Genomic DNA, 13,287 nt, shown 5'->3' with positions numbered 1-13,287 from the left:
GATGCCAGATGTCAGATTTCAGACTGTCCAGCATGGTGTTTTACTTTTTTAAATTAGATTTAAATGAATAAATCATTTTTTGAATTTCATTCAGATTTGATATTAAACTGTTGACTTTTTCTACATCTAATAAATTTAATTCTCTTGTCAGAATTAATTGAGTTTGCAGTTCAAAAGAGGAAGCATTTGCAATTCCTAGAAAATGATAAAACTCTCTGTCATTGTTTCTTCCAGCGCCTTCCGCAATATTAGAAGGAATTGAAATAACTGATCTTTTAATTTGAGAAATCAAACCAAATTTTTCATCTTTTGGTAAATCTGCACAAATAACATAAACTTCTTTTGCAAGTTGTATTGATTTTTGCCAGAAAAGTAGTTTCTCAAAATTATGCATGGTAAGTCTGTTATCTGATGTCTAATATCTGAAATCTAAATTATTTTTTAAAATCTTCCATTAACTGGATAAACTCATCAAATAAATAGTTCGCATCTTCAGGGCCTGGACTTGCTTCCGGGTGATATTGAACGGAGAAACAAGGGTGAATTTTGTGTTTCAGACCTTCGTTTGTTCTGTCGTTCAAGGCGATGTGCGTTTCAATTAAATCTGTTCCTTTTAAACTTTCCTGATCCACTGCATAACCGTGGTTCTGAGAAGTGATGGCCACTTTGTTTTTCTCTAAATCCAGTACCGGGTGATTTCCTCCTCTGTGTCCGAATTTTAATTTGAACGTTTTTGCTCCACAAGCCAAACCGATCAACTGGTGTCCTAAACAGATTCCGAAAATCGGAACTTTTCCTAGAATTCCGTTAATCATTTCAAGAGCTTGTTGGTTATCTTCAGGATCACCGGGACCGTTTGACAACATTACTCCGTCCGGATTCATCAGTAAAATTTCTTCTGCCGTTACATCCTGAGAAACTACCGTGATATCGCAGTTTCTTTGAGATAATTCTCTGATAATTCCTAATTTAGAACCAAAATCTACCAATACTACTTTTAAACCTCTTCCCGGATTCGCATAAGGCGTTTTTGTAGAAACCTGCTCCACCTGATTGGTAGGGAAGTTTGTTGATTTTAATTCTGCAACCACTGCGCTTTCGTCTGCATCAGTGTTTACGATTTTTCCTTTCACAACTCCTTGGTTACGAAGAATTCTTGTCAGTCTTCTGGTATCGATTCCTGAAATTCCTGAAAGGTTTTTCTTTTTAAATAATTCATCTAAAGTAATCTGAGTACGGAAATTCGACGGCAAATCACAAAGTTCTTTTACGATAAGACCTTTGATAGCCGGTTCGATACTCTCATAATCATCTCTATTAATCCCATAGTTTCCGATTAATGGATAGGTCATACACACAATCTGACCGCAATAAGACGGGTCAGAAATCAGTTCCTGATACCCTGTCATTCCGGTATTGAAAACCACTTCTCCTGCCGTTTCCAATTCTGCTCCGAAACCTTCTCCATGAAACACTTCACCGGACTCCAGTATTAATTTTTTCTTCATTTTAAACTTTTATCTCTTATTATTTATTTTATTGATCTTCATTAACAGATCGCTCCTACGGAGCTCTTTTAATCTCTATCTTTGTTACATGAGTTTCACCCATGGCTATTAATAGGTCGCCCCTCTGGGGCTTGGATAATCTTTCTCTCTTTTTGTTTCACACGGGTTTCACCCGCGGCTATTGATATTTCGCCCCTTCGGGGCTCACTAACTTTTTACTTATTTCTTTTAGCTTGGCTCTTTTTATTTAAAAGTATATCCTTCTTTCTCTAAGGCTTCTTTTAAAATTGCCATTCTTGCGAAAACGCCATTCTGCATTTGTTTGAAAACTCTTGAGCGTTCGCATTCCACCAAATCTGTATCAATTTCCACTCCTCTGTTGATTGGAGCCGGATGCATGATGATTGCTTCTTTTTTCATTGCTTTTTCTCTTTCTTTCGTCAAACCATATTTTCTGTGGTAATCTGAAGCTGAGAAGCTCATTTTTGCATCGTGTCTTTCGTGTTGAATTCTTAAAAGCATTAAAACATCAACTTCATTAATTAATTCATCTACTGAAAGATAAGTTCCATTAATTAAAGCCCCTTCATCAAACCATTGTTCAGGTCCTGAGAAATAAACTTTTGCGCCTAATCTTCTCAATGCTTCTGCATTAGAATTGGCAACCCGGCTGTGTTTTACATCTCCTACAATTCCTATTTTTAAACCTTCAAATTTTTCAAATTCCTGATAAATCGTTAGTAGATCCAGCATACATTGAGATGGGTGGTTTCCTGTTCCGTCTCCTCCGTTAATTACAGGAATTTTAATATTATTCAGTTCATCAAAATATCTGTCTTTCTTATCTCTTATTACCACAAGATTTACTCCAAGACTCTCGATGGTTTTTACCGTGTCATAAAGACTTTCCCCTTTGTTTACCGAACTGTGAGAAGCATCAAAAGGAACAACCTGTAATCCTAATTTTCTTTCGGCAATATCAAAACTTGTCTTTGTTCTTGTACTGTCTTCGAAGAAAAGGTTTGAACAAAAAACTTCGCCTTCTATTTTGGCAGTTTTTCCGTTGGCAAAAGCCAGTGCTTCTGTTACTATACTGTTGATTCTCTCGGTGCTTAGTTCTGTAATTGTAAACATAATATTTTCAAATTTTCACAAAAAAAAAGCGAAGAAAATATCTTCGCTTAAAATAAATAAATATCGTAAAGGGCGTCTACGCCCGGTAATTCTAATGATATAAATACTGTGTTATTCATTAGGTGCAAAGATACAACAATTTTACAAACTGACAAAACTAAAATTTGATTTAGATTAAAAAATGATAATCTCTCGTTATTTTCATTTTTAAATATTATTTTTGTTACAACTCAACATTATGATATGGATTTAAAAGACAGAATGATTCTCAGTATTATTCAGGAAGACTCCACTTTATCCGTGAAAGAAATTTCGGAAAAGATCGGTCTTACCTTTACTCCAACCTATGAAAGAATCAAGCAATTGGAGAAAAACGGGATTATTGAGAAATATGTCGGTCTTTTAAACCGTGAAAAATTAGGTTTGAATATCGTGGTCTATTGCAATGTCCGTTTAAAAGAACAATCTCAGAAGGTTTTAGAAACATTCGAGAAAAACATTGGTAAACATGATGAAGTTCAGGAAATCATCAGTCTTTCCGGTGAATACGACTATATGTTGAAGATCATTGCAAAGGACATCAATTCTTACAATGAATTCGCCGTCAATGTAATTTCAAATATTCCTAATATCGGGCAATACCATAGTTCTATCGTGCTTCATGAAGTAAAAAAATCTACTAAGTTTAAGATTGATCTGGATTAAAATGAATTGAACCATTAAGCTTTAGTTAAGAAGTTTAGGGCATTAAGTTTTTCGCAATAATGCTAAATTTTCTCAATTAAACTTAACCCCTTAATTAAGATCTTAATGGTTCGAAATAAATCAACCCAATAATTTATTCTTCAGTTTATTAAACTGATATTCTATTTTGTCCAGACAAAGATTTCCAATACTTCCGTGGTGGGTATGATTCAAATTGCCGATTTCAAAATCAAACGCATTAGTTTCAATCTCTTGTCCTATTTTTACATAAGCATCACGGAATGAACTTCCGTTTTTCACTTCTTCATTGATTTTCTCTACGCTGAAAAGATATTTATATTTTTCATCTTCAAGAATCCCATCTTTCACCTGAATATTGGGTAGCGTATAATTTAAAATCACCAAACATTCCTTTAAAGAATCAATGGCAGGGAAAAGAATTTCCTTTGTCAATTGCATATCCCGGTGATAGCCTGAAGGAAGATTATTGGTCAATAAAATAAATTCATTCGGCAACGATTGGATTCTGTTGCAACGCGCACGAACCAATTCAAAAATATCCGGATTTTTCTTGTGCGGCATAATGCTGCTTCCCGTGGTAAATTCTTTAGGAAAACTGATAAAATCAAAATTCTGACTTAAATAAAGACAAACATCATAAGAAAATTTGCCTAAAGTTCCTGCCAAAGTCGCCATTGCCATTGACAACATTTTCTCTGATTTTCCACGCGTCATTTGAGCATAAACAGAATTATAATTCATAAACTGAAATCCTAAATTATACGTCGTACTCTCACGATCGATCGGAAAAGATGAACCATAACCTGCTGCCGAACCCAGTGGATTTTTATTAATGATATTTTTTACTGAAAACAATAGTTCAACATCATCCAACAACGCTTCTGCATACGCACCAAACCATAATCCAAATGAGGATGGCATCGCAATCTGTAAATGGGTATATCCCGGAAGCAAAACATTTTTGTGCTGTTCTGCCAATTTAATTAATATTTGAAAGAATTCATCTGTCAAAGCTGTAATTTCCCGGATTTCATCAACTAAATACAATTTAATATCCAACAAAACCTGATCATTACGGGATCTTGCTGTATGGATTTTTTTTCCAGTGTCTCCTAATTTTTCAATTAAAATAGATTCCACTTGCGAATGAATATCTTCCGCATTTTTATCGATCTCAAAAGTTCCATTTTCGATATCTTCTAAAATCTCTGCCATAACAGACAGCATCTGCTTCGATTCTTCATTGGAAATAATCTCAACTTCTGCTAACATTGTACAGTGCGCCATCGAACCTTTGACATCGTATTTTGCCAAACGCTCATCAAAGTCAAGATCCTTCCCGACTGTGAATTTATTTACTAATATATTGGTGGCATTATCGTCTTTTTGCCATATTTTTTTCATAAAATTTCTTTTTTGTTGGAAGATTGAAGCCAGGTGATGGAAGTTTACTACCAACTGCTTTATCTTCTTTTTCATTAACTATTAAACACAATTTTGTCATTCCGACGAAGGAGGAATCTATCTTTATATTTTAAAAGATTCTTCACTCCACTTCGTTTCGTTCTGAATGACAAAGTGAATATTTTCCTTTTATACTTTCTTTTGTCTTGAAACAAAAGAAACAAAAATTCAAGACTGGAAACTTCCGCTAAAAAATATTTTCATTCTCTAAAAATCCCAAAACTCGTGCGAATTGAATATTGGTTCTTCGATTCGATATTTGTCTCGCACTCAAACAGTGGGATTTTCTTAACGTTCATAAAACTATTTTTCTTAACGCTCCATTTTCCTAAGTCATTAATACACAACTTTTAGACTTCCATCACCCATCTTCCATACTTCCAGCCTATAAAATTTTCTCTAAAATCTTAATATAAATTTCAATTCCCTCCGCAATTTCATCGATGAAAATAAATTCATCCGCAGTGTGAGAGCGCCTGCTGTCGCCCGGACCGATCTTTACAGAAGTACAAGGAATAATGGCCTGATCGGATGAAGTTGGCGAACCGTAAGTTGTCCTTCCGATTTCCAGGCCTGCCTGTACAAACGGATGATCTACTTCGATTTTTGAAGAATTCAATCTGAAAGATCTCGCCGTCAACGTAGATTTCATCTGCGATTGGATGATTTCAAATACTTCTTTGTTGGAATATTCATCGGTAACTCTCACATCTAAAGTAAAAGTACACGATTCCGGAACCACATTATGCTGAACTCCGGCGTGAATTCCCGACAGCGTTATTTTTACCTCACCCAAATAATCCGAAACTTTTGGAAATTTGAAGCTCAGAATATGCTGCAGATCTTCCATACATTTCACAATTGAATTATCGTTGTTCGGATGAGCGGCGTGAGAAGGAGTACCTTTCATTTCCCCGTCTATCACCAACAATCCTTTTTCTGCGATCGCCAGATTCATCTGCGTTGGTTCTCCTACAATGGCGAGCTCGATATTGGGTAACTGTGGGAATAAAGCTTCAATACCGTCAAACCCTGAAATTTCCTCCTCTGCCGTCAAAGCAATCACTAAATTATATTGTAAATCTTCTTTTTCGAAAAAATGCAAAAAAACCTGCGCCATCGAAACCAAAGAAGCTCCCGCATCATTACTTCCCAGTCCGAATAATTTCCCGTCTTTTTCTATGGGTAAAAACGGATCCAATGTATACGCTTTATTCGGTTTTACCGTATCATGATGCGTATTCAGCAAAATCGACGGCTTGAAAACATCAAAATTTTTGTTCACCGCCCAGATGTTATTTTTAAAACGTTTGGTAGGAATCTGATGTTTTTTGAAAAAATTTTCAATTTCCACCGACGTATTAAATTCATCTTTGCTGAATGACGGAATTTCAATCAGTTTTTTCAACAATTCTACTGCGTTATTCAGTAATTCTTCTTTACTATAAACAGATTTCAGTTCCTGCATGATGGTTTTCTATATGGTTTTTTAGTTCGGTTTCTTTAATTAAGAAGACTTTATTTACATTATTTTTTACTGCTCCAAGAGCATTTTCCAGTTTGGGAAGAATTCCTTTGTGAAGTTTTCCTTCGTTTTTTAAGGCTGAAAATTCTTCTTCAGAAATATTTTTAATAACAGATTCTGGGTTGTTTACATCTTCCAAAACACCTTTTTTATCAAAACAATACAATAACTCTACATCATATTTCACTGATAAAGCCTGCGCAATTACCGAAGCAATCGTATCTGCATTGGTATTGAAAAGATGTCCTTTTTTATCGTGAGTAATCGCCGAAAAAACAGGAACCAACTCCAATTTAAGCAACTTTGAAATCAATTTCCTGTTCACACTTTTTTCGGTAATATCTCCCACAAACCCGAAATCTATTTCGGCATGTTCCCGTTTTTTAGCTTTAATTAAATTGGCATCTGCACCGGAAAATCCTATGGCTTTACATTTCTTCTGTTGAAGTTTAGCCACAATATTTTTATTGATACCTCCTGCATACACCATCGCTACAATATCCAAGGTATCTTTATCCGTAATTCTTCGTCCGTTGATCAGCTTTTGCTCAATACCCAATTTATCCGCTAAAGTCGTTGCTAATTTTCCACCACCATGAACAAGGATCTTCTTTTCTGGAATTTCAGCAAACTGCTCCAGAAATTGCTCTAATAATTCTTCATCATCAATCAAAGCACCTCCTATTTTTATGACGAAAAGCTTTTCTTGCATGATTTGATTATTTTGAATTAATTTCTTCTAAAATTTCAGAGAAAACAGCCTGAGCCGAGAAAATTCGGTTTTTTGCCTGCTGATAAATAATAGAATTTCCACCATCCATTACTTCGTCACTCAATTCTACATTTCGACGAACAGGAAGGCAGTGCATTACTTTTGCCTGATTGGTATTTTCTAATTTTTCATTCGTCAGCATCCAGCTTTCTTTTACCTCGGGCATTGCCGCATAATCATCAAAAGACGACCAGTTTTTCACATAGATAAAATCTGCATCTTTCAACGCTTCATCCTGATTATGGATTACTTGCACATCTTTTGTGAATTTTTTATCCAAATCATATCCTTCAGGATTGGCGATAACAAAATCCACATCCATTTCCTGCATCCATTCTGCGAAAGAATTTCCTACTGCGTGAGCAATCGGTTTGATGTGAGGCGCCCAAGTTAAAACCACTTTCGGCTTACGTTTTTCTTTCCAGTTTTCTGTAATTGTAATACAGTCTGCCAAACTTTGCAAAGGGTGACGTATAGCCGATTCCAGTGAAATCACCGGAACTTTTGCATGTTGCTCGAACTGGCTTAAGATACTTTCATTAACATCATCTTCTTTACTCTTCATTCCTGCAAAACAACGAACCGCGATAATATCACAATATTGATTTAATACTTCAATCGCATCTTTAATATGTTCAACCGTATCGCCGTTCATTACCGCACCATCTGCAAATTCTAAATTCCATGCTTCCTGAGCAGCATTTAACGTTAATACATTTAAACCTAAATTTTGAGCCGCAATCTGGCTGCTTAAACGGGTTCTCAAACTTGAATTTAAAAATACAAGTCCGATAGTTTTTCCTTTTCCTTTCCCGGTTTCCGAAAGAGGATTTTCTTTAATGTGTAACGCTTTTTTTATAATTTCCTGTAAGTTTTCAACATCGCTTACAGAGGTGAATTTTTTCATTTTGAATTGATTTGTTTTACCACAAAAGTCACAAAAGACTATTATCAATTTTAAGTTTAATATTTTAAAAATATAAGTTCACATAAGCTAAAATCTTTGATTACCGGCAGTCCTTTTTTGCTCTTATCACAGATTTATATTTTCTTTATTTATAGTATTTAAAACTTTTGTGACTTTTGTGGTTAATTAAAATTTAAAGATTTTCTAAAACATTTTTCAAAGCACTGATGAATACATCAGTTTCTTCTTTTTTAATGGTAAGCGCCGGAAGAATCCTCAATACAGCTTTATCATTAGAGTTCCCTGTGAAAATATGATGATTGTACAACAGGCTGTTCCTCATTTCTGAGCAATCCCTGTCGAGTTCAATTCCAATCATCAAGCCTTTCCTTCGGATGGTTTTAATATGTGGAAAATCTTTAATTTCATTTTCAATATAAACGCCCATTTGCTGAGCATTTTCGATGAGATTTTCATCTTTCATGACGTCCAATACAGCAATCGCTGCAACACAAGCTAAATGATTTCCTCCGAAAGTTGTTCCCAACAAACCATTGCTTGCCTGAAATTTCGGGTGAATCAAAACACCGCCAATCGGGAAACCGTTCCCCATTCCTTTTGCTGTGGTAATGATATCCGCTTCAATTTCAAATTCCTGATGGGCAAAGAAATATCCGCTTCTTCCGTAGCCTGACTGAACTTCATCCAAAATCAAAACCGCATCATGTTTTTCACATAATTCTTTAATTTTAGTTATAAATTCAACGGTTGGAATCATAATTCCTCCAACTCCTTGGATTCCTTCTATTATTACAGATGAAATTTCGTTTCCTTGTTCTTCAAAGATTTGTTCAAGCTGCTCGATATTATTCCATTCTGATTTGATGAATCTTTCATCATAGTTTACCGGAGCTACAATTTTTGGATTATCTGTAACCGAAACTGCTGCCGAAGTTCTTCCGTGGAATGAACCTGAAAAATACAGCACTTTGTTTTTTCCGTTATGAAAAGAAGCCAGTTTCAAAGCATTTTCATTCGCTTCAGCTCCTGAATTACACAGAAACAGATTATAATCTTCCAAGCCTGAAAGTTTTCCTAATTTTTCAGCCAGTTCAGTTTGTAATTCATTTTGAACCGAGTTTGAATAGAAAGATATTTTATCTAACTGGTTTTTTAATTTATTCTGATAATGCGGATGATTGTGCCCGATAGAAATCACTGCGTGACCTCCATAAAAATCAAGATATTTTTCTCCTTTATCATCCCAAAGAAATGATCCCTGAGCTTTTACAGGATTTATGTTGAATAGTGGATATACGTTGAATAAATTCATTTTTTGTTTTTTATTATTTTCTTTTGTCTTGAAACAAAAGAAACAAAAGTTCAAGACTTGGAAACTTCCGCTAAAAAATATTTTTGTTCTCTAAAAATTCTAAAACTTGCGCGAAATCAGTATTTGTTCTTCGGTTAGACTTTCGTGTCGCGCTTCGAACAGTAGAATTTTTTTTACGTTCACAAAACTATTTTTCTTAACGCTCCATTTTCCTAAGCCGTTTTTAAATAGAGTTGTAATATTTACAATTGACTATTTGACAATTGACTTTTAAAATGCAATCGGTTTTAAGTTCAATCCTAAATTTTCTTTCCAATCCATGGCAATATTCATATTTTGAACAGCCTGTCCGGAAGCTCCTTTTAACAAATTGTCAATCGCTGAGTGAATAACCGCAACATTTCCACTCTTTTCAATCTGTATCACACAGCGATTCGTGTTGACAACCTGCTTTAGATCAATTGCTTTTTCGCTTACTTTTACAAAAGGTTCATCTGCATAAAAATCCTTAAACAACCGCTCTATATCTGAAAGTTCTAAATCTGTTTTCACTGTGGAACTTGTAAAAATACCTCTCGCAAAATCCCCTCTCCATGGAACAAAATTTAGATTGATTTCATTCGTATTAAAAGAAACTAACTGCTGTAAAATCTCACCCACATGCTGATGTGTCAATGTTTTATAAGCCGAAATATTATCGTTCCTCCAAGTGAAATGTGTTGTTGCCTGCAAAGACTGACCAGCACCTGTTGAACCTGTAATTCCTGTTGTGTACACTTCATTTAACAAACCTTTTTGAGCTAAAGGAAGCAAAGCCAATTGAATTGCCGTTGCAAAACATCCCGGATTCGCAATGCTTTTCGCTCCAGAAAGTTGTTTTTTGTTGATTTCAGGCAAACCGTAGATAAAATTTCTGTTTCCGAAATTTCCATCTAAACGAAAATCATTTCCTAAATCAATGACCAATGTTGAATCTTTTACTGGATTTTGGGTCAGCCAATTCTGACTTTCTTTGTGAGGAAGACACAAAAATAAAATATCTACCTCTTCAGATTTATCTGTCAAGACCATTTCACAAACTGTCGCTAAATCCGGGTACAAATCTGAAATCTTTGTTCCCGAATTCGATCGACTATATAAAAAACTCAAAGACACATGAGGATGAAAAGCCAGCAGTCTAACCAATTCGCTGCCCGTATAACCGTTGGCTCCGATGATTCCTGTTGTTTTTATCTCTTTTTGATTAATCTCAATCATTTTATTTTTTCCACAGGTTTCACCTATGACTATTATTATTGAACCCTTCGGGTTCTTTGTTTATGTTGATCTTTTTTAATCCATAGGTTTGGCTTCACCGAATCTCGTTCCTCGATTTCACCTACGGCTATTCATATTGAACCCTTCGGGTTCATCTTCATAATGCTGAATTAATCTGATGATATATATTTAAAGAATTGCTTACAATTTTGGTGTAGCCTTTCACATCTTCGCCTGTCCAGGCTCTGTTTGCTTCGCCGTAGCTTCCGAATTTATCGGACATTAGATCGTGTTGAGATTCAATTCCATTCAAAATAAATCGGTAAGGATGAAGCGTTACAAAAACTTTTCCGCTGACCGTTTTTTGAGAATCTACCAAGAAAGACTCGATATTTCTCATGACAGGATCTAAAAAAAGTGCTTCGTGAAGCCAGTTTCCGTACCAATCGGATAATTGAGACTTCATCATCTGCTGATATTTTGAAAGTGTATGTTTTTCCAATAAATGATGAGCTTTGATTATTACGGATGCCGCAGCTGCTTCGAAACCAACTCTTCCTTTAATCCCAACAATCGTATCTCCAACGTGAATATCTCTACCAATTCCATAAGCAGAAGCTAATTCTTCAATTTTTTGAATCGCATAAACGAAATGTTCAAAATTTTCGCCGTTCACTGCTACGACTTCTCCATTTTTAAACTCAATTTCCAGTTCTGAAGGCTGAGTTTCTTTAATTTGAGAAGGAAAAGCTTCTTCGGGTAGATAATTTCTTGATGTCAATGTTTCTTTTCCACCAACCGAAGTTCCCCAAAGTCCTTTATTCACAGAATATTGTGCTTTATGGAATTCCATTTCGTAACTGTGACTTTTCAAAAACTCGATTTCCTCTTCACGGGACAAAGCCATATCACGAATCGGCGTAATGATTTCTACATTCGGACACATTACCTGGAAAATCAAATCAAAACGAACCTGATCGTTTCCTGCACCTGTACTTCCGTGAGCAATTGCATCTGCTCCAACTTCAATCGCAAATTTTGCAATTTCCTGCGCCTGAATCGTACGTTCTGCACTTACAGATAATGGATAGGTATTGTTTTTCAGCACATTTCCAAAAATCAAATACTTCACGCAAGAATTGTAATAATCTTCCTGAGCATCTACGCACCTGTATTCTTTTACCCCAAGATTCAAGGCTTTTTTCCCCAGTTCTTTTTCCTCTTCTTTAGAAAAACCTCCGGTATTTACAGTAACTGCATACACATCATATCCTAGTGTTTCACTAAGATATTTAGCACAGTAAGAGGTATCTAAACCTCCGCTAAACGCTAAGACGACTTTCTTGTTCATTGCTATATTTAATTTCCGGCTGCGTATGGGCAGCTCCATTTTTTGTTATATTTTCCGGAACGAAAAGCATAGCCGTACAAAGGCAGTTTTTACGTTCTTTTTTCATTAAAATTTCATAGTTCACACAGTTTTTACAACCGTTCCAGAACTCTTCATCCTGAGTGAGTTCAGAATAAATTACCGGTTTGTAACCTAAATCACTGTTGATCTTCATTACGGCAAGACCTGTCGTAAGCCCAAAAACTTTCGCATTTGGATATTTATCTCTAGATAATTGGAAAACTTTATTCTTAATTAAAGTCGCAGCACCCCTTTCCCTGAATTTCGGTGAAACAATCAACCCGGAGTTGGCCACAAACTGACCGTGCGACCAGGTTTCTATATAACAGAAGCCTACCCACTCCTCATTTTCAGTAGCCACCACAGCATTGCCTTCTGAAATCTTCTTACTTAAATATTCTATGGAACGTTTGGCAATACCCGTCCCTCTACGCTGTGCAGAATCGTACATTTCCTGCTGTATTTCACTCACATACATCAGATGCATGGATGAGGAAATTTCTATTTCCATTTATTTATCTAAATTTTTCGGCAAATTTAAAATATAATTTCTTTTAAAACCAAATAAAAAAGATAATTTTATTGAATTAAATTAATACACAGGTAATTTTATCTTTATAATGAATTAACATTTTGCTAAATTATTATATATTTGCTAAAAAGATATAGACATGGAAAATCAATGTCCTAAATGCAATAGTACCAAGGTCGTAAAAAGTGGAATCATCAATGAAAAACAAAGATTCCATTGCAAAGACTGCAACTATTATTTTACCGTAAAAAAACTCGGAAAACAGATTGATGATTACTATGTAACCAAAGCTTTACAACTTTACCTTGAAGGCTTGAGTTTTCGTGAAATAGAAAGAATTATAGGCGTTTCTCATGTTACGATCAGTTCATGGATTAAGAAATACAATATTACACGACCTCCCCATTCAGAATTCCATCCGGTGTATAAAGTTTTAAAACAAAATGAACTGATTGAATACATGAGTAAGGAAGAAAATATTAAAAATTCCGGATTGATTATCACCCAGTTTGCCGACAAATATATGTTGATAAAATGGGAACGGTTTAAAAAATAGACTTTTTAGGAATTGTGAGTTATAAGTTATTAATTATGAGTTTTTACCATGCATAATCAAAATAAATAAACAACTTAAATCCAGAATATTAAATATCAAAAATCATTCAATAATTTACACATTTCAGCAACTCATCATCCATCATTCATACTTTATAACTAT

General features: G+C 35.1%; 13 protein-coding genes. 2 read left to right on the top strand and 11 right to left on the bottom strand.

All coding sequences use genetic code 11. The annotated features are described in order from the left end of the window. Positions 1–40: 40 nt before the first annotated feature. From ACR1PN_RS01770 to ACR1PN_RS01760, 3 genes are all read right to left on the bottom strand, one after another. Complete coding sequence (locus tag ACR1PN_RS01770; protein ID WP_433978620.1) at positions 41–394, bottom strand: four helix bundle protein; 354 nt, start codon at positions 392–394, stop codon at positions 41–43. 40 nt (positions 395–434) lie between these two features. Next, the gene (locus ACR1PN_RS01765; protein ID WP_433978619.1) at positions 435–1,508 is read right to left on the bottom strand and encodes a carbamoyl phosphate synthase small subunit; all 1,074 of its coding nucleotides are present in this window, start codon (positions 1,506–1,508) and stop codon (positions 435–437) included. Between the two features lie 243 nt (positions 1,509–1,751). Further along, a complete protein-coding gene (locus ACR1PN_RS01760) occupies positions 1,752–2,642 on the bottom strand; it encodes an aspartate carbamoyltransferase catalytic subunit (protein ID WP_433978618.1) in 891 nt (296 codons plus the stop codon). Positions 2,643–2,885: 243 nt separating this feature from the next. On the opposite strand from ACR1PN_RS01760, the gene ACR1PN_RS01755 reads away from it, so the two are divergent. Continuing rightward, on the top strand, positions 2,886–3,347 hold the full coding sequence (locus ACR1PN_RS01755; RefSeq protein ID WP_039365735.1) for an Lrp/AsnC family transcriptional regulator: 462 nt from the start codon (positions 2,886–2,888) through the stop codon (positions 3,345–3,347). A 120-nt stretch (positions 3,348–3,467) separates the two neighbouring features. Here ACR1PN_RS01755 and argH read toward each other — a convergent pair whose 3' ends face one another. The 8 genes from argH to ACR1PN_RS01715 form a co-directional block, all read right to left on the bottom strand. Further along, a complete protein-coding gene (gene argH, locus ACR1PN_RS01750) occupies positions 3,468–4,772 on the bottom strand; it encodes an argininosuccinate lyase (protein WP_433978617.1) in 1,305 nt (434 codons plus the stop codon). 445 nt (positions 4,773–5,217) lie between these two features. After that, positions 5,218–6,300 carry a M20 family metallo-hydrolase gene (locus ACR1PN_RS01745; RefSeq protein WP_433978616.1) on the bottom strand — a complete coding sequence of 361 codons (1,083 nt, stop codon included), beginning with the start codon at positions 6,298–6,300 and terminating at the stop codon, positions 5,218–5,220. After that, positions 6,275–7,069, bottom strand: coding sequence for an acetylglutamate kinase (argB, locus tag ACR1PN_RS01740; RefSeq protein ID WP_433978615.1), 795 nt, complete (start codon positions 7,067–7,069; stop codon positions 6,275–6,277). Before argB ends, ACR1PN_RS01745 begins: the two co-directional genes overlap by 26 nt. Before the next feature lie 7 nt (positions 7,070–7,076). Further along, positions 7,077–8,036, bottom strand: a complete 960-nt coding sequence (locus ACR1PN_RS01735; RefSeq protein ID WP_433978614.1) for an N-acetylornithine carbamoyltransferase — start codon at positions 8,034–8,036, stop codon at positions 7,077–7,079. A gap of 193 nt (positions 8,037–8,229) precedes the next feature. After that, positions 8,230–9,369 (bottom strand): aspartate aminotransferase family protein, encoded by a 1,140-nt coding sequence (locus tag ACR1PN_RS01730; RefSeq protein WP_433978613.1) that lies wholly within the window; start codon positions 9,367–9,369, stop codon positions 8,230–8,232. A gap of 270 nt (positions 9,370–9,639) precedes the next feature. Beyond that, positions 9,640–10,626, bottom strand: coding sequence for an N-acetyl-gamma-glutamyl-phosphate reductase (gene argC, locus ACR1PN_RS01725; RefSeq protein WP_433978612.1), 987 nt, complete (start codon positions 10,624–10,626; stop codon positions 9,640–9,642). A gap of 157 nt (positions 10,627–10,783) precedes the next feature. Beyond that, complete coding sequence (locus tag ACR1PN_RS01720; protein WP_433978611.1) at positions 10,784–11,977, bottom strand: argininosuccinate synthase; 1,194 nt, start codon at positions 11,975–11,977, stop codon at positions 10,784–10,786. Further along, complete coding sequence (locus tag ACR1PN_RS01715) at positions 11,949–12,548, bottom strand: GNAT family N-acetyltransferase (protein WP_433978610.1); 600 nt, start codon at positions 12,546–12,548, stop codon at positions 11,949–11,951. The genes ACR1PN_RS01720 and ACR1PN_RS01715 overlap by 29 nt, the downstream gene beginning before the upstream one ends. A 160-nt stretch (positions 12,549–12,708) precedes the next feature. Between ACR1PN_RS01715 and ACR1PN_RS01710 the strand changes: the two genes are divergently transcribed. Beyond that, positions 12,709–13,125: an IS1/IS1595 family N-terminal zinc-binding domain-containing protein gene (locus tag ACR1PN_RS01710; RefSeq protein WP_433978609.1), complete on the top strand. Its 417-nt coding sequence runs from the start codon at positions 12,709–12,711 to the stop codon at positions 13,123–13,125. Positions 13,126–13,287 lie beyond the last annotated feature (162 nt).

This window comes from Chryseobacterium sp. RLHN22 (genome assembly GCF_051011795.1).
GTDB lineage: Bacteria > Bacteroidota > Bacteroidia > Flavobacteriales > Weeksellaceae > Chryseobacterium > Chryseobacterium zhengzhouense.
This window is presented reverse-complemented; position numbering and strand designations above follow the sequence as displayed.